We start from the raw sequence: 15281 nt of genomic DNA on the forward strand, positions 1-15281 counted from the left end.
ACGCCGCTCACGATGCCGTCTTCGCCCGCCACGGTATCAAGGACGCCGCTCACGAGGCCGTCTTCGCCCGCCACGGTGTCGAGGACGCCACCCACGAGGCCGTCTTCACCCGCCACGGTATCAAGCACGCCGCTTACGATGCCGTCTTCGCCCGCCACGGTGTCGAGGACGCCGCTCACGATGCCGTCTTCGCCCGCCACGGTGTCGAGCAGTCCATTGACCAAACCGTCTTCGCCCGCGACACCCTCAAGCAGACCATCGACGATACCGTCGTCACCAAGCACCGCGTCCACGACGGTGTCGACCGCGCCATTATCGCCCGTCACCGCCCCCAGCAGACCGCCGACGATACCGTCGTCGCCGAGCACCGCATCGGTCAGGTTGCCAACCAGGCCGTCGTCGCCGGTCACCGCGTCGAGGACGGTTTCCAGCACGCCATCTTCGCCCGCGACCGCGTCAAGGAGGCCGTTCACGACACCCTCCTCTCCGAGGACCGCGTCGACGACCCCATCCTCGCCGGCAACGGCGCCGAGCAGTGTGTCCACCACGCCGTCCTCGCCCACGACGTCGTCTAGGAGGCCGTTGACGGCCCCATCCGCTCCGACGACGGCGCCAAGCACGGTGCCAACGACGCCGTCTTCACCCGTCACGCTGTCGAGGACGCCGTCCTCGCCCTTTTCGAGATCCGGGGCCGTGTCGGTTTCGGCGGCAGTCCCGGTATCCATTTGAGGCGGCGCCTCGGGACTGGCCGGACCGTTGACGAAGACGGCCACCTCGGGCACCGACTGCACGGTTGCCGCCGCGGACGCGCGGGCGATGTCCACCGGCGATGGCTCCGGAGTGTCGCTTTCGGTTGTAAAGGGGAAGGTTCCACCGTCAGGGTCTATGATGACCGGCGCCACCGTCGCCACGACATGCACATCCGGCATCTCGGTGGCGGCAACACCGGGTGCCTCGTCGGCTGCCCCTATCGCCTCACCCGCTGCGACAGGCTCCGTCGCGGAAGGCGCTTCCGCCGCCGCTGCATCGGAGGTCTCGCCGGCTCCGGGCCTGACCTCGGGCTTCGGAGAGGCCTCCGCCGAAGCCTCCTGCAACGCGGACAGCCCCTCGGCCGTGGCGCTCTGGGCCGCAAGGCCCATGCCGATCGCACCGGCCGCGGCAGTGGTGCCGCCCACCCCGGTCGCGGCCTTCAGCGACTCGGTTCTGAAATTGCTCGGGAACAGAGAAAGCTCGACGGCATCGACAGATGTCGACCGCCCTGCAGCGCCAGGCTTTTGCTTGCTCGTGGCCAACTGGCCTCTCCTCATTTCACCGGCAGATGTCTTGGCACAGCGGGGGCATACCACGAAAGGATGTTCGACGCTTGCCGGATTCTGTCTTTAGAATGTAGTGGACCTTTAGCACGTAGTAAACTGAAGACTTCGAAAAGTCTATATCCTAAAGTATGTCTTCCGGGACGCCCCGACGGCACCCTCATGCAAACCGTGTCGACGAAAACGCCTTGCCTCGCGAGGCGGCCATGCGGGTCTGATCGATGGCTTGGGAACAGATCACCGCCCTCGCCTGCGTGGCGCGCTGGATCAAATCCAACGGAACTGCCCTGAGACCCGACTCTCCTCCGAATTGGCGGAGAGCCCGCAGGTTGTTCCCGCACACATCGGCCACGTGGCCACAGGACCGCTCAGCGGCGCGATGGAAGGTCATGGGACGCCCCTGCCCCTAGAGGCGGAGGCAGATCACCACGGCCTCCGACAGCTTCACCGTGGCTTGCTGAAGCGTAGCACCTGCCACCTGGACCGAGGCAATATCGGCGTTCTGCGCAAGGCGAAGCACGTGCTTCCCCTGCAGCTCGTTGTCCTTGAGCCTGAGGTGGGACCAGTACTCATCAAGCTGCTCTGCGGCTCTGGTTGCCCTTGTCGCAGCCACCGCAACAGATCGCGTACGCAATGAGTATGCGATTTTCCGGGACGTTTAATAATGCACCAGGTCGTTCGGGACGCACCTCGCAAAGTAGTGGCCGCCGTCTTTCACGAAGGTGTGGGCCGCTGTTTTGTACTCGGCCATGTTCTACGCCCGCTCCATCCAGAGATAAAGCTGAGGCAAGCCAATGAATTAGCATGGGGAGTGGTGTCAGAGTCGGAATCGAACCACCGACACGAGGATTTTCAAGGAGGATTCATTCCATTGATATTACTCAATAATCTGAGCCAACCGATAGACTTGTGAATAAAATATTCTCGTGGCCATCCCAAAATATACCCCCAATTTCATAAACTTATGATTTCAACAGGTTAGGTGGTGAAAAACGAGACTGACCTGAGACTACGTGGTGCTATAGCCCGTTATTCAATAGCTAATTCTATTTATGCCAAACGAACCAACATACGGCAAAAAAGCCGTTGATCTATCATTCAACCCATCAGGCGATGATGAGGTGACAAACATCAAGAAATTGTATGCCAAAATTATCGACCGCTGTGCCAAACTTCGTGAGCAATCCGGTCCTGGTGAGAAGCGTCGCCTTCTTTCTGTTGCCATCACCGAGGCGCAAACCGCTCAGATGTGGGCAGTGACAGGGGTCACTTGGAACGACTAAGCTTATTTTGACCAGGGCTTGAACCCAGTCTCGAATTGGCGTATTTTGATCCTTGAGGACGTGTGTCCAGATGAAGCCCTGCTATGGCGGGGCTTTTTCGTTTCCGACCACCCTCGTCCATCAACCAATGTGAGATGCGATGCTGGAAGCCCTGCTAGTGCTTCTGCTCAAGGTTCTGTGGGATGTGGTCTGGTACCTCATCCGGCGGAAGCTTGACCGGAAGGACTAATCTGATCCTGCGCTGACCCCACAAAGCGCGTGATTTATTGGCAACGGATTTTAGTGGGCGGGAGAAGTGTGTCTGCCGAAAATGGTCGAGACCAACCCGAGACTAAACGTCTCTGAGACTAACCAACCAACCTCTAAGTCCTTGATTTTTATGGTGCCCGGGGGCGGAATCGAACTCGTCACGATTTCTCTTATTTTATTGATCAACCATGGACGGCACGGACGCCTTGCTGTAGCAAAAACTGTAGCATATTCCGCAGCAAATCGTGTGACGCTTCCTGAACGGCATGACGCGGCCTGGGATGACGTTGATCGACCAATGAGGAACCGACACAGATGGACGGGCTGTTCCCAAGAGGGAAGAAAAGAAGGTATACAGCAAGGCTTCAAGTGCCGACGCAATTTCTGAACATCGTGGGCAGGAAGGAAATTTGGCAGGCCACTGGGACGGCGGATTACGAGGAAGCTGTCGAGTTCCGTGTCAAATGGAAACGACAGATGCTGGCTCAATGGAACGCGGCGCTCGCAGGACAGCAGCCTCTTACCGCCAAGTCCAGATATCAGATTGCGGCAGAGCTGGCCGCCTCTCGCGGGCAGGAGTATCGAACTGCTGACGACGTCTCGGAAATGGCGATCGAGAAGCTACTTGGTCGAGTGGAATTGCTGAAAGCAAATAAAGATAGTCCGGATAGCGATGCTGCGCAGGCCATACTTGGCGGCGTTGCGATACCAAAAATGACACTCATGGAAGTCGCGGAAAGCATGCCGGAACGCTATCCCGAGGACTGGAAGACCAAGACCGAAAGAGGGAAAAAGGTCTGGGAACGCCGTTGGCTGCGGCCGGCTGAAAAGTTCGTCGCGTTGATCGGAAATGATCCCGAATTCACGCAGATCGAAAGAAAGCAGGCTGTCGCTTTTCGAGATGCCCTGAAAGACCGCGTAATTGACGAAGACTACAAAGCAGAATCCGCCATGACTGAGCTTCAGAACCTCAATGGTCTGTGGAAGCGACATCATGTGGCTCTGGGAGTAGACATCGAAGACGTGCCACCATCGCCTTGGCGCAACCTTTCAACACCTCTCAGCAAACTCGCCGAAGGAGACGGACAGAAGCTCGAAATCCCAATGCAAAACCTCATGAAGATCATTGCTCCAGGAGCCCTGTCAGCGATGAACGAAGAAGCGCGCGACTTGATTTATGTGCTCATCGAGACAGGCGCGCGCCAAGCCGAAGTAACTGACCTGCCCCCCGGCTCGATCCATCTTGAGCACGAGATCCCTCATATTGAGATCAAGAAGGAAACTGGTGAATTTTCTCGAACCATCAAGAACAAAGCGTCCAAACGCCGAATACCACTGGTTGGGATTGGGCTTGAGGCTTTGCGACGCCATCCTCAGGGGTTCCCTCGATATCGGGGCAAGGGAACATTCTCTGCCGCCGCCAATGCTTTCTTACATGAGAATAAGCTGTTACCTGAAGACATCACCATCGGCGGGACGCGGCACTCTTATGAGAGCCGCATGGTAGATGCTCACTTCAGCAATGAAGATCGTGCAGCTATGATGGGTCATTCGATCAAGAGGGTCAGAGGAAGAGAAGTCTACGGCAACCCTCTTTCGCTCGCTGAAAAGCTGTCAATCGCCGAGGCAATTAAGCTTATCCCTGCTTTGACATGACCAGACGCTTGGCACGTTCTATCGCTGTTTCCTTGGCCTCTAAAGCAGCAAGTTCCGCTTCCAGTCTGACAAAAATCGGGAGGTAAACCTCGCCGTCGGTCCGCTCCGCCACCATTTCCGCAACATATGCCTGTGCGCTGACGATCCTTGCCCGCAACGCTTCCCGCCCAACGTCAGACCCCAAGTAAGCCATTGTTATTATTAGACCTCATCCAAGTGAGGTCAGAACATTCTGTCGATCGAAATTTCGGCAAAAATATCGTGACAAAAGTTTCAATTGTGAAATATTTCGTGAAGACAGGGGGCGTTAGCACCCCCTTTCAATGCGCCATCGGAGCAAGGCGGCTATCACCCACAGGCGCCGGACACGACGGCCACTCACCGAGCTATCAAGACGGCAGTTTAGTTAATACTGCGGTTTGGTTCCTGCGAGGTCTAAACCGGTGGGGACAGTGCTGCGGTCACTCTATTTCTAATCGCTCGTCTGCCTCCCTGACCGGTCCTCCCGCACAGCTGCTCATCATGGCCTACCTGCGTCAAATTTAGCCAAGAAGGCTTCCACGAAACACAGGGCTAATCAACTTCAGGGGATACGGCACTTTAGACCTTTGAAACGGCCTTCCCCGCGACTTTGGGACCAAGGAGCCAGGGCGCCACACGCCAAAGGTAGACACCAAAGGCCAGCGTCCAGAGGACAGCGGATAGACCGACGCCATCGAGACTGCCAAACGACACATCCTGGCCAGCCACGCGCGCCAAGGTGGCAGCACAGATCAGGGCGAATGCGCTCGTGAGCCAAGGTCCGGCAACCAGCGGCCGACCTGTATGACCCATCGTTGCCCGCATCATCACCGCCAGCGTCATCCCGGCGACGGCTCCGATGCCCAGCACATGGGCGCTGACGGCCGGCCCCACGATACCTGCCGCTCCGGCTCCGATGGACGCAAAACCCAACGGCACCATCAGGTATGCGACATGGAGCATCAGAAGAAGCGGCGACCGCCAGGTGGCCAGTCCCCGCCAGCGCAGCAGCCGCATCAGATGCAACAAAGCTGCGGCGCCGCCGAAAAGAACGCTCACCGCATGAACTGGCGCGATCGCCCAACTGACAAGTGCGGCGGCACCGATCAGGATGCAGACACCGTCGAAACGGTTGAACGCAACCGGCATCCGCTCCGACCTGCGTTGGGCAAGCCAGTTCCGCGTGAAACTCGGCACGATGCGCCCCCCGATCAGCATGATCAGGAAGATCAGCAGGGCGATCCCAAGCCGTCGGCCGATATCGGACACGCCCTGGGTCAACGCCTCGACGTGAAACAGGATATTTGCCCCCCACAGCAGGGACACCGGGACAAGCACCTTGAGGTTCTTCCAATTGCGACCGGCGACGATTTCCCGTGCGATCATCGCGGCGACGGCCAGCAGGAACATCTGGTCGATGATGGCAGCCCCGACCGGACCGACCGGTAACAGCCCCGCGACACCGGCCCGTCCCGCCAGCCACAGTGCCAACAGCACCGCCAATGGCCAGCCGCGTGTCGGCATCCGCCCGGTCCAGTTGGGCACGGCCGTGAACAGAAACCCGGCGACCACGGCGGCACCATATCCGAAGATCATTTCGTGGATGTGCCAGTCGGTCGGTGCGAGGTGGCCGCTGATACTGATCTCTCCGCGCCAGATCAGCCACCACATCGGGATCACCGCGACGGCAAAGAGCCCCGCAAAAAGAAAGAAAGGACGAAAGCCATAGCTGAAGAGTGCCGGACCTTGATAAATTTCGCGCGTTTTCATTGATCTTACCCCTGGAAAGCAATCGGGCGGCACCACTGGCACCGCCCGGATCGGTCATCAGACGCGGGACGCTGCGTCATTCGACCTGAGCGATCAGATCGGCCATGCGGCCCTTCGCTTTGCCCTTCTGCTTTACGGCCTCGGCCGCTTCGAGATTGACCGCGTCGCCCACCTGGATCAGCGCGACCATCCCCATGGCATAGTGCGGCGTGCACTTGACGCCATAGACGCCCTCAGCTTCGACGGTCAGGTCGAATTCCTCGTTGAACTTGGTCTTGAAGCCCTCGACCCCATCGGGAAGCATGCCCTCGATATTCTCTACGTTGTGGCCCTTGTCGGTCGGAATAAACTTCACCACGTCGCCGGGTTGGGCCTTAACGAAGGCAGGCTCAAAGACCATGGCACCGGCTTCGCCCTTGTTCTGCATGTGCACCTCGAAGGTCTCGGCCCCGGCAGCACCGGCGGCAAGGGCAAGCGCGGCGGTCATCATCAGTTTCGTCAGCATCGGAACATCCTTTCGTATCTTGTCCGGTTGCATTCTCTGGCCGCGTTATGCGTTAAGGTGAGCAACCGAACGTTGCTCTGAAACAAACTCCGGACACGAAACGTGCCCAAGCTCGACGAAAGCCTTCTCAGCGATCTGCCACCCTTCTCCCTGCTCGAGAGGTCGCAGATTCGCGAGATCCTGGATCACGCGGTCTCGCGCCGCTACGAGGAGGGCACGGCGATCTTTCGGGAAGGCCACGACGCTGACCGGTTCTATCTGCTGCTCGATGGCTATCTACGCGTCGTCCGGACAACACCCGGTGGTGACCAGATCATTGTGCTGCACATCTCGCCCGGTCAGCTGTTCGGGATAGCCCCAGCTTTGCAGCGCGACACCTACCCGGCGACGTCCATCGCTGCCGCCGAGTCGATCGCGCTCTCGTGGCCGGTCAGCCTCTGGTCCGAGTTCACTTCGACCTACCCCGGCTTCGCGACCGAGAGCTACAAGACGCTCGGACAGCGCCTGGGCCAGATCCAGGAAACTCTGACCGAGATGGCCACGCAGGCGGTGGAGAAGCGGGTCGCTTGCGCGCTGCTCCGCATGGTCAACCAAAGCGGCCGCAAGACAGCCGAAGGGATCGAGATCGCCTTTCCCGTCACCCGTCAGAACATTTCCGAGATGACCGGCACTACCCTGCACACAGTGAGCCGCCTGCTGTCAGCCTGGCAGAAGGACGGCATCGTGCAGTCCACCCGCAAGCACATCGTGGTCACGGACCCGCATCAGCTTGTCCTATTGAGTGGAATGCAGGGCTGAAAAGGGTCGTCAGGAACCAATTTCCTGTTGTCTCTTTCGGCCACAATCCCGGGCTTCACAGACGGCTCAGCCTTCCGACAGCAGCATCTTCAAATCCGCACGGAATTCGTCTTCGTCCAGATCATATTCCAGGCACGCATCGGTGATCGCGTGAAAGGGAGCGATCGGGCAGCCGGGACAAAGCATCCGGCGGGCAAGAAACATGGCGGCGGCTTCCGGCCATGCCGCGAAAAGGTCCGCGAGCGGCAGGTCGGGGTCGTCGAAATCGGGCTTGCTCATGGCGGGTCCTTTCATACCCGCATGCTGCGCTCATCTTTCGTCCCGTTCTTTGCGTTTGCGCAATAAGCGGCCAAGCACCGCCCCTTAGACATCCGGTATCCGCAACAATTTGTCGGGACCGCGACATGTCAGAACTACTCACCAAATCGCGGGCCAGGAACGTGTTCTACGGGGGATCCATCTTCTTCGTCGTCGTGTTCGTGGCCCTGACGGCGCAGAGCCACCGTCACATCGTGGACAACGCCACGGCCGGAATGCCGCTCACCGAAGAGGTTCGGCTGGGCAAGCACGTCTGGGAACGCAACTCCTGCATCAACTGCCACACGCTGCACGGCGAGGGCGCCTACTTCGCGCCCGAGGTCGGCAACGTGATGACGAGGTGGGGCGCGCAGGACGACCCCGAACTCGCATACGAGATGCTGGACGGATGGATGCAGGCGCAGCCTTCGGGCATCGAGGGCCGCCGCCAGATGCCGCATTTCGAGATCACCGAGGAGGAAATGCGCGCGCTCGCCGAATTCCTCCGTTGGGCCGATCAAACCGACACCCAGAACTGGCCGCCGAACGACGCCGGCTGATCGAGGGACAGGAGAAAAACCATGAAATACCAATCTCAAAAGGTGGCCTACGCCTACTTCCTCGTCGCCATGGCCCTCTTCGGCATTCAGGTGCTGGGCGGGCTTCTCGCAGGCTGGATCTACGTGTCCCCGAACACGCTGAGTGAAATCCTGCCCTTCAACGTCATCCGCATGATCCATACCAACGCGCTGATCGTCTGGCTTCTGCTCGGCTTCTTCGGTGCGGCCTACTATCTCGTGCCCGAGGAAAGCGAGCGCGAGATCTTCTCAGTCAAGCTCGCCTACATCCAGCTGGCGATCCTCGTGGTCGGCACGCTTGGTGCCGTCGGTTCTTACCTCGTGGGCATCCACGGCGGGCGCGAGTTCCTCGAACAGCCGCTCTGGGTCAAATTCGGCATCCTCGTCGCGGCGGTGATCTTCCTCGTGAACGTTTCGCTGACCTTCCTCGCAGGGCGCAAGACAGCGATCACCAACATCCTGATGTTGGGCCTCTGGCTGCTCTGCCTGCTCTGGGTCTTTGCCTTCATCAACCCCGACAACCTGTCACTCGACAAGATGTATTGGTGGATGGTCGTTCACCTCTGGGTCGAGGCGACCTGGGAGCTCGTCATGGCCGCGATCCTCGGCTTCCTGATGCTGAAACTCACAGGCGTCGACCGGGAGGTGATCGAGAAATGGCTCTACGTCATCGTCGCCACCGCGCTCTTCTCGGGCATCCTTGGAACCGGGCACCACTTCTACTGGATCGGCACACCGGGCTACTGGCAGTGGATCGGCTCGATCTTCTCCACCTTCGAGGTCGTCCCCTTCTTCGCCATGATGTCCTTCGCCTTCGTGATGGTCTGGAAGGGCCGGAAGAACCATCCGAACAAGGCCGCGCTTCTATGGTCGCTCGGCTCCTCGACCGTGGCCTTCTTCGGCGCGGGTGTCTGGGGCTTCCTGCATACGCTGCACGGGGTGAACTTCTACACCCACGGCACGCAGATCACCGCAGCCCACGGGCACCTCGCCTTCTACGGCGCCTACGTGGCCCTCAACCTCGCGATGTTCAGCTATGCGATGCCGCTGCTGCGAAACCGCGCGCCCTACAACCAGGTGCTCAACATGGCGAGTTTCTGGCTGATGACCGGCGGGATGGCCTTCATGACCTTCACGCTGACCTTCGCCGGAACGATCCAAACGCACATGCAGCGGATCGTGGGCGACTACTACATGGACGTCCAGGACCAGCTTGGCCTCTTCTACCTGATGCGCTTCGGCTCGGGTGTGGCGGTGGTCCTCGGTGCACTCCTCTTCATCTACTCCATGCTCGTGGTGCGCCGCGAGGTGGTCAAACCCGGCCCAGTAGCCGTTCCGGGAGAATGATCCGATGAAAGACCTCAACACAGCCGACCTGCCGTTCTACCAGCCCGTCGCAGACGAATGCGCGGTGTTTGAAACGGCCCATGCCAACGCTCTGCCCCTTCTTCTGAAGGGGCCGACCGGCTGCGGCAAGACACGCTTCGTCGAACACATGGCCGCGCGTCTGGACCTGCCGCTCCACACCGTGGCCTGCCATGACGACCTTAGCGCCGCTGACCTGATTGGGCGCTACCTGCTGAAAGGGGGCGAAACCGTCTGGGTCGACGGGCCACTGACCCGGGCGGTGCGCGAGGGCGGCATCTGCTACCTCGACGAGGTGGTGGAGGCCCGCAAGGACGTCACCGTCGTCCTGCACCCGCTGACCGATGACCGCCGCCGGCTGGTCATCGACAAGACGGGCGAAGAATTGGTGGCGCCGGACAGCTTCATGCTCGTGGCCAGCTACAACCCCGGCTACCAGAACATCTTGAAAAAGCTGAAGCCCTCGACCCGACAACGCTTCGTCTCCGTCGGCTTCGACTTCCCGACGCCTGCGGTCGAGGTGCCAGTGGTCATGCGCGAAAGCGGACTGGACGAGGGCCGGGCGAAGGCCTTGGTCCGACTGGCGGGCGGCATCCGCAACCTCTCGGGCATGGACCTGGAGGAAGGGGTATCCACCCGCCTGCTGATCTACGCCGCCACGATGATCGCGAAGGGGATGCCCGTCGACCGGGCGCTTCAGGCCGCGATCATCGAACCGCTCAGCGATGAGCCGGATGTGCAACAAGCCCTGCGCGATATCGCCAGCGCCGTATTCGGGTGATGCCATGATCCACGTTCTCGACCTCATGGAACCGGAGGAAACCGTCGGCAACCTCTGGCACGACATGGCGACGCGCAGGTCGGCAGCGGACGCCGACCGCGCCGTTACATTCGACGCCATGCGCCCCAGCCTTGCCGCACTCTTCCGGGCACTCGGTGGCCCGGCGGGGGTCGAGATCGTGGCGTCCCCACTCGCCTCCTCCGACCACCGGCCCGGCCTATTCCGCCGGGTCGGCACCCCGCGCGAAATGGTGCATGTGGCAGATTTCGACGGTGACCGGCTGCGGCTGCCGCCGGTGATGGACTGCTTTTCTACACGGGAGCTGAACCGCGCCGCCTATCTCTGGCTCGCCTCTATCGCAGCCTTTGCCACGGTGCCCGCGCGGCTGGCCGACCCCTACCGCAACGACCTCGCCCAGATTGCGGCCAACGAAGCTGCCATGGACCGCGCCTTCCGCGCTTGCCCCGGTCTTCAGGAAGATTACCGGGTGCTCTGCCTCGAAACCTGCGCCTTACGCAAACGCGGCGCCCTGCCCCGACACGAAGCCTCGGTCGAGCTGATGATCCTCGACCAGATCGGCTGTCAGCGCGGCGGGATCGAAGAAATCGAAGCCACCGCCCCGCGTGGCTACCGCAGCTATGCCCCGATGCCGATCTGGCTGCGCTTTCTACCGCGCACCACCTGTAAGGGTGCGGCGGATAAAGCGGAGGAACCCGATCAGGCCCCCGCCTTCGCAGTTCCCAGCCGGAAAGAGGCGAAACGCGAAGATCGCGATCAGGCGAACCGCAACGACGGGTTCATCATCCATCGGTTCGAAACGATCATGTCCTGGGCCGAAAGCCTGAACATCAACCGGCTTGTTGACGACGACGATCAGGACAATGCCGCCAAGGCCGCCGAAGATCAGGACCACCTGACATTCTCGGAGAACATGAAACGAGCCGCGACCCGTCTGCGCCTGTCGCTGGACCTGTCGCCGCAGGATGCCGATCACGAGATGCTGGCCGGCAAGTTCACCTACCCGGAATGGAACCGTCGCACCGGTGATTACATGCCCGGCCATACCCGCGTTCTGGAAGCGCCCGCGGAACCGCGCGCCGAATACGCCCCCGACCCGCGCCTCGTCGCCCGGGTCAAACGCCAGTTCGCGCCGCTGCATCCGCGTCGCGTCATCCTGCCCCGCCAGATTGACGGGGAGGACCTGGACCTCGACGCCATCGTCACGTCCCGCACCGACATCGCCTGCGGGCAGGAAGGGTCCGACCGGGTCTGGCAAGCGGGCCGCCCCGTGGCCCGGGACCTGTCAGTGGCAATCCTGATGGACTGCTCCCGCTCGACCGAAGCTGCAATCGGCGACACGTCGGTCATCGAGGTCGCTCGCGAAGCCCTGTCATCGCTGGCCGAAGGGATCGACACCGCCGGGGATCGGCTTGGAATCTGGGCCTTTTCATCCCTGCGCCGAGATCGTGTCTTCCTGCACCTGGCCAAGACCTTCGAGGAACCGATGTCCGGCGACGTCACCGCCCGGATCGGGGGCTTGGCACCCGGCCACTACACCCGCCTCGGCGCGGCGATCCGCCATGTCTCGGCTCAGCTCGCCGAAGAAAGCGCGACCCGCCGCCTGCTGCTGGTGCTGACTGACGGCAAACCCAACGACCTCGACCACTACGAGGGCCTGCACGGGATCGAGGACAGCCGCATGGCCGTTCGCGAGGCCCGCGCGCTTGGCCAGGCCGTGCACGGCGTCATCGTCGACCAGGACGGGCAGGACTGGTTCGCCCGCATCTTCGGGCGCGCGGGCTTTACCCTGCTGCCGCATCCCGAACGCCTGCCGCGTGCCCTGCCCGAGATCTATCAAACCCTGACCATGGAGAGCTGAGATGAAACGTATCCTCACCACCACCCCGTATCTTGCCCTGACCCTGCCCACGACCGCCCTGGCCGAGGCGTTCGACAGACCGATCCCGCAGCCGCAGACGGAAGCCGCTGAATTCTGGTTCTTCGTCGGCTCGGTCGCGCTGCTGCTGTCACTTGTCGCCGTGCAGATGCTGGTGAGCCGCCGATGAGACCCTCACCAAAGCTCTTCGCGGCGCTCTACCCCTTCGGAGCCGGGGCCATGGGGGTGAACCTCTTCTTCGCCTCGCTCATCGGGTCCTGGATGGGCTTACCCGTGCTGACGCCTTGGCAATCCGCCGCCGGGGGGCTGGTCATCGGCCTGCCCGCGACCTACGCCTTTGCCTGTCACATCGTGCGACTGATGGAGAAGGCCGAAGGCTGATGACAGGATGGACGGAATACACGCTCGCACTGGCGATCTTCGTCGCCAGCCACTTTCTGCCGCGCATCGGCGGCCTGCGCGACAGGCTGATCGGCGCGGTCGGGCGGCGCGTGTATTTCTCAGCCTACGGGCTGCTGTCCTTCGCTCTGCTCGTCTGGGTCATCGTCGCGGCGGGCCGGGCGCCCTATGTCGAACTCTGGCCACAGGTGCCCTGGACGAGGTGGGTGCCCAATATCGCGATGCCCGTTGCCATGGTGCTGGTTGCCTGCGGCTTCGGTCTGCGGAACCCTTTCACGCTTGGCGGCAAGCGAAACGCCATCGCCAATCCCGACGATCCGGGTTTCGCAGCCATTACCCGGCACCCGCTGTTCCTCGCCCTGGCGCTTTGGGCCGGGGCGCATCTCGTGCCGAATGGTGACCTCGCCCATGTGATCCTCTTCGGCAGCTTCACCTTCATGGCCCTCGCCGCCATCCCCGCATTTGACGCAAAAGCCCGCTGTTCACTCGGCCCCGAAGCCACGGCATTCTTCTCCGCCACAGCTACATTCTCTCTACGCCCCCTGACCGACCGAGCCTGGCTCCGCGGCAACGCGCGTCCGCTGACAATCCGGGCCATCATCGGCCTGCTGATCTGGGGCGCCGCCCTTCACCTGCATGGATCCTTGATCGGCGCATCGCCCTTTCCCTTCTGAGCTTGATCCTGCGCAACGTTCACGATCCGGGAAAGGCACATACGGGGCATATGAAACAGATCGACCGCCTCAGATCCCTCGGCCTCTTCGACGCCCGGGTGCCCCGCTACACCTCCTATCCCACCGCCCCGGTCTTCTCGCCCGAGGTCGGTGCCGCTCACCAGGTCAAAGCGCTCGCCGCGCTGAACCCGGACGAACCCGTCTCGGTCTACCTACACATACCCTTCTGCGAGCGGCTGTGCTGGTTCTGCGCCTGCCGCACGCAGGGCACAAAGACCCTTTCCCCCGTTGAAAGCTACATCGGCACGCTGGAGCAGGAACTTGCACTTCTGAAGGAAATCCTTCCTGAAGGGTTGAGAATGGGACGGATGCACTGGGGTGGCGGCACGCCGACGATCCTGCCGCCGCATCTCATCCACCGTCTTGCGCGCGCGGTTCGTGCGATCATCCCGCCGACAGCGGATCACGAATTCTCGGTCGAGATCGACCCCACCATGGTCGACGCGGACAAGATCACGGCGCTTGCCGAAGAGGGAATGAACCGCGCCAGTATCGGCATCCAGGACTTCGACCCCAAGGTCCAGGAGGCCATCGGCCGCATTCAGCCCTTCGACATCACGAAGGCCTGTGTCGATGACCTGCGCGTCGCGGGCATCCATTCCCTGAACGCCGACCTCGTCTACGGCCTGCCGCATCAGGACCTCACCCGGCTGGACGACACGATCTCGAAAGTGCTCGGGCTGGCACCGGACCGCCTGGCCATTTTCGGATACGCCCACGTCCCCTGGGTCTCGAAACGTCAGCAACTGATCGACGGTGACGCCCTTCCCAAGGAGGTCGAGCGTTACGAACTCGCCGGCCTGGCGGAGCAGCGGTTCATGGATGCGGGCTTCAACGCGATCGGGATCGACCACTTCGCGCGGCCTGACGACGCGCTCGCCCGCGCAGCCCGCTCCGGCCACCTGCGGCGCAACTTCCAGGGCTACACCGACGACATATGCCCGACGCTGATCGGCCTCGGGGCCTCCTCGATTTCACGACTTCCCTCGGGCTACGTCCAGAACGCACCGGCCACCGCCGCTTACATCCAGCGCATCGAGAACAAGACGCTGGCCGGCGCCCGTGGACATGTAATGAGCAAAGATGACCTGCTCAGGGCCCGCGCTATTGAAATGCTGATGTGCGATTTCCGCCTCGACAGGGGTGCACTGCGCCGCGATTTCGGAGCCCAAGCCGCGACTCTCGCCCCGACTCTTGCCATGATTGCCGAACGCTACGGCGACCTCGTAACCCTGACCGGCGACTACCTTGCGGTCGAACCACGGGGCCGGCCCCTGACGCGTATCATCGCCAGTGCACTCGACGTCCACCTGTCAGACAATGAGCGATTTTCCCATGCATCTTGAACCGACGGCTCTTACCATCGGCACGAAAGGCCATCGAAAAAAGAATGTTCATATTGGGCGGTAAGCCGACCTGCGCTGCAAACGCTTTAGAGACGGTTGGCATCCAAGAGCGCGGCACTGCGGAAGACGGGCATTGACCAGAAGTTGGGCGCCAAGGCGTCAGGGGTTGCCCTTCAAGCCCGGCATGACGTGCGACACATTATGCGGTGTCCACCGCCCTCCAGTTCGCGCCAAGCGAATAGTCAGACTTGCGAAGACTGTCGGTCTCTTGGCGGTTGACTACGGCTGC

The 15281-nt window shown here is 61.4% G+C and carries 15 protein-coding genes and 1 pseudogene; 11 read left to right on the top strand and 5 right to left on the bottom strand.

Annotated elements, in window-relative coordinates; translation table 11 throughout:
* Together ATO6_RS25235 and ATO6_RS25650 are read right to left on the bottom strand one after the other, a co-directional pair.
* Positions 1–1292 (bottom strand): annotated as a pseudogene (locus ATO6_RS25235) (hypothetical protein); the annotation flags it as partial.
* Between the two features lie 427 nt (positions 1293–1719).
* On the bottom strand, positions 1720–1959 hold the full coding sequence (locus ATO6_RS25650; RefSeq protein WP_369597081.1) for a hypothetical protein: 240 nt from the start codon (positions 1957–1959) through the stop codon (positions 1720–1722).
* Between the two features lie 406 nt (positions 1960–2365).
* On the opposite strand from ATO6_RS25650, the gene ATO6_RS23380 reads away from it, so the two are divergent.
* Both ATO6_RS23380 and ATO6_RS23385 read left to right on the top strand, forming a co-directional pair.
* Positions 2366–2596, top strand: coding sequence for a hypothetical protein (locus ATO6_RS23380; protein WP_088626359.1), 231 nt, complete (start codon positions 2366–2368; stop codon positions 2594–2596).
* 564 nt (positions 2597–3160) lie between these two features.
* Positions 3161–4501, top strand: coding sequence for a DUF6538 domain-containing protein (locus ATO6_RS23385; RefSeq protein WP_088626360.1), 1341 nt, complete (start codon positions 3161–3163; stop codon positions 4499–4501).
* A gap of 600 nt (positions 4502–5101) precedes the next feature.
* Here ATO6_RS23385 and ATO6_RS23395 read toward each other — a convergent pair.
* Positions 5102–6292: an NnrS family protein gene (locus tag ATO6_RS23395; RefSeq protein ID WP_088626362.1), complete on the bottom strand. Its 1191-nt coding sequence runs from the start codon at positions 6290–6292 to the stop codon at positions 5102–5104.
* Between the two features lie 76 nt (positions 6293–6368).
* Positions 6369–6797 (bottom strand): pseudoazurin, encoded by a 429-nt coding sequence (locus tag ATO6_RS23400; RefSeq protein ID WP_088626363.1) that lies wholly within the window; start codon positions 6795–6797, stop codon positions 6369–6371.
* Between the two features lie 102 nt (positions 6798–6899).
* Between ATO6_RS23400 and ATO6_RS23405 the strand changes: the two genes are divergently transcribed.
* The gene (locus tag ATO6_RS23405) at positions 6900–7595 is read left to right on the top strand and encodes a Crp/Fnr family transcriptional regulator (protein ID WP_088626364.1); all 696 of its coding nucleotides are present in this window, start codon (positions 6900–6902) and stop codon (positions 7593–7595) included.
* A 66-nt stretch (positions 7596–7661) separates the two neighbouring features.
* Here ATO6_RS23405 and ATO6_RS23410 read toward each other — a convergent pair whose 3' ends face one another.
* On the bottom strand, positions 7662–7874 hold the full coding sequence (locus tag ATO6_RS23410; protein WP_088626365.1) for a DUF1858 domain-containing protein: 213 nt from the start codon (positions 7872–7874) through the stop codon (positions 7662–7664).
* 125 nt (positions 7875–7999) lie between these two features.
* Here ATO6_RS23410 and ATO6_RS23415 point away from each other — a divergent pair, with 125 nt between their 5' ends.
* The 8 genes from ATO6_RS23415 to hemN are packed head-to-tail and all read left to right on the top strand — an operon-like array spanning position 8000 to position 14992.
* The gene (locus ATO6_RS23415; RefSeq protein ID WP_088626366.1) at positions 8000–8452 is read left to right on the top strand and encodes a cytochrome c; all 453 of its coding nucleotides are present in this window, start codon (positions 8000–8002) and stop codon (positions 8450–8452) included.
* A 21-nt stretch (positions 8453–8473) separates the two neighbouring features.
* Entirely contained in the window at positions 8474–9817 is a 1344-nt protein-coding gene (locus ATO6_RS23420) for a cbb3-type cytochrome c oxidase subunit I (RefSeq protein ID WP_088626367.1), read from the top strand.
* Positions 9818–9821: 4 nt separating this feature from the next.
* Positions 9822–10616 (top strand): CbbQ/NirQ/NorQ/GpvN family protein, encoded by a 795-nt coding sequence (locus tag ATO6_RS23425; RefSeq protein ID WP_088626368.1) that lies wholly within the window; start codon positions 9822–9824, stop codon positions 10614–10616.
* Positions 10617–10620: 4 nt separating this feature from the next.
* Entirely contained in the window at positions 10621–12495 is a 1875-nt protein-coding gene (locus ATO6_RS23430) for a nitric oxide reductase activation protein NorD (protein ID WP_088626369.1), read from the top strand.
* A gap of 1 nt (position 12496) precedes the next feature.
* The gene (locus ATO6_RS23435; RefSeq protein ID WP_088626370.1) at positions 12497–12682 is read left to right on the top strand and encodes a hypothetical protein; all 186 of its coding nucleotides are present in this window, start codon (positions 12497–12499) and stop codon (positions 12680–12682) included.
* Positions 12679–12894: an NnrT protein gene (locus tag ATO6_RS23440; protein ID WP_088626371.1), complete on the top strand. Its 216-nt coding sequence runs from the start codon at positions 12679–12681 to the stop codon at positions 12892–12894. Before ATO6_RS23435 ends, ATO6_RS23440 begins: the two co-directional genes overlap by 4 nt.
* On the top strand, positions 12894–13586 hold the full coding sequence (locus ATO6_RS23445; RefSeq protein ID WP_088626372.1) for an NnrU family protein: 693 nt from the start codon (positions 12894–12896) through the stop codon (positions 13584–13586). The genes ATO6_RS23440 and ATO6_RS23445 overlap by 1 nt, the downstream gene beginning before the upstream one ends.
* 50 nt (positions 13587–13636) lie before the next feature.
* Complete coding sequence (hemN, locus tag ATO6_RS23450) at positions 13637–14992, top strand: oxygen-independent coproporphyrinogen III oxidase (RefSeq protein WP_088626373.1); 1356 nt, start codon at positions 13637–13639, stop codon at positions 14990–14992.
* Positions 14993–15281: the final 289 nt, after the last annotated feature.

The sequence above is a fragment of the Oceanicola sp. 22II-s10i genome (assembly GCF_002210105.1).
Classification (GTDB): Bacteria; Pseudomonadota; Alphaproteobacteria; order Rhodobacterales; family Rhodobacteraceae; genus Pseudooceanicola.

What these genes read in the sequence shown, in the direction of transcription:
- ATO6_RS23380 (WP_088626359.1), top strand. Translation starts at nt 2,366, where the DNA reads ATGCCAAACGAACCAACATACGGCAAAAAAGCCGTTGATCTATCATTC.
- ATO6_RS23385 (WP_088626360.1), top strand. Translation starts at nt 3,161, where the DNA reads ATGGACGGGCTGTTCCCAAGAGGGAAGAAAAGAAGGTATACAGCAAGG.
- ATO6_RS23395 (WP_088626362.1), bottom strand. Translation starts at nt 6,292, where the DNA reads ATGAAAACGCGCGAAATTTATCAAGGTCCGGCACTCTTCAGCTATGGC.
- ATO6_RS23400 (WP_088626363.1), bottom strand. Translation starts at nt 6,797, where the DNA reads ATGCTGACGAAACTGATGATGACCGCCGCGCTTGCCCTTGCCGCCGGT.
- ATO6_RS23410 (WP_088626365.1), bottom strand. Translation starts at nt 7,874, where the DNA reads ATGAGCAAGCCCGATTTCGACGACCCCGACCTGCCGCTCGCGGACCTT.
- ATO6_RS23415 (WP_088626366.1), top strand. Translation starts at nt 8,000, where the DNA reads ATGTCAGAACTACTCACCAAATCGCGGGCCAGGAACGTGTTCTACGGG.
- ATO6_RS23420 (WP_088626367.1), top strand. Translation starts at nt 8,474, where the DNA reads ATGAAATACCAATCTCAAAAGGTGGCCTACGCCTACTTCCTCGTCGCC.
- ATO6_RS23425 (WP_088626368.1), top strand. Translation starts at nt 9,822, where the DNA reads ATGAAAGACCTCAACACAGCCGACCTGCCGTTCTACCAGCCCGTCGCA.
- ATO6_RS23430 (WP_088626369.1), top strand. Translation starts at nt 10,621, where the DNA reads ATGATCCACGTTCTCGACCTCATGGAACCGGAGGAAACCGTCGGCAAC.
- ATO6_RS23435 (WP_088626370.1), top strand. Translation starts at nt 12,497, where the DNA reads ATGAAACGTATCCTCACCACCACCCCGTATCTTGCCCTGACCCTGCCC.
- ATO6_RS23440 (WP_088626371.1), top strand. Translation starts at nt 12,679, where the DNA reads ATGAGACCCTCACCAAAGCTCTTCGCGGCGCTCTACCCCTTCGGAGCC.
- ATO6_RS23445 (WP_088626372.1), top strand. Translation starts at nt 12,894, where the DNA reads ATGACAGGATGGACGGAATACACGCTCGCACTGGCGATCTTCGTCGCC.
- hemN (WP_088626373.1), top strand. Translation starts at nt 13,637, where the DNA reads ATGAAACAGATCGACCGCCTCAGATCCCTCGGCCTCTTCGACGCCCGG.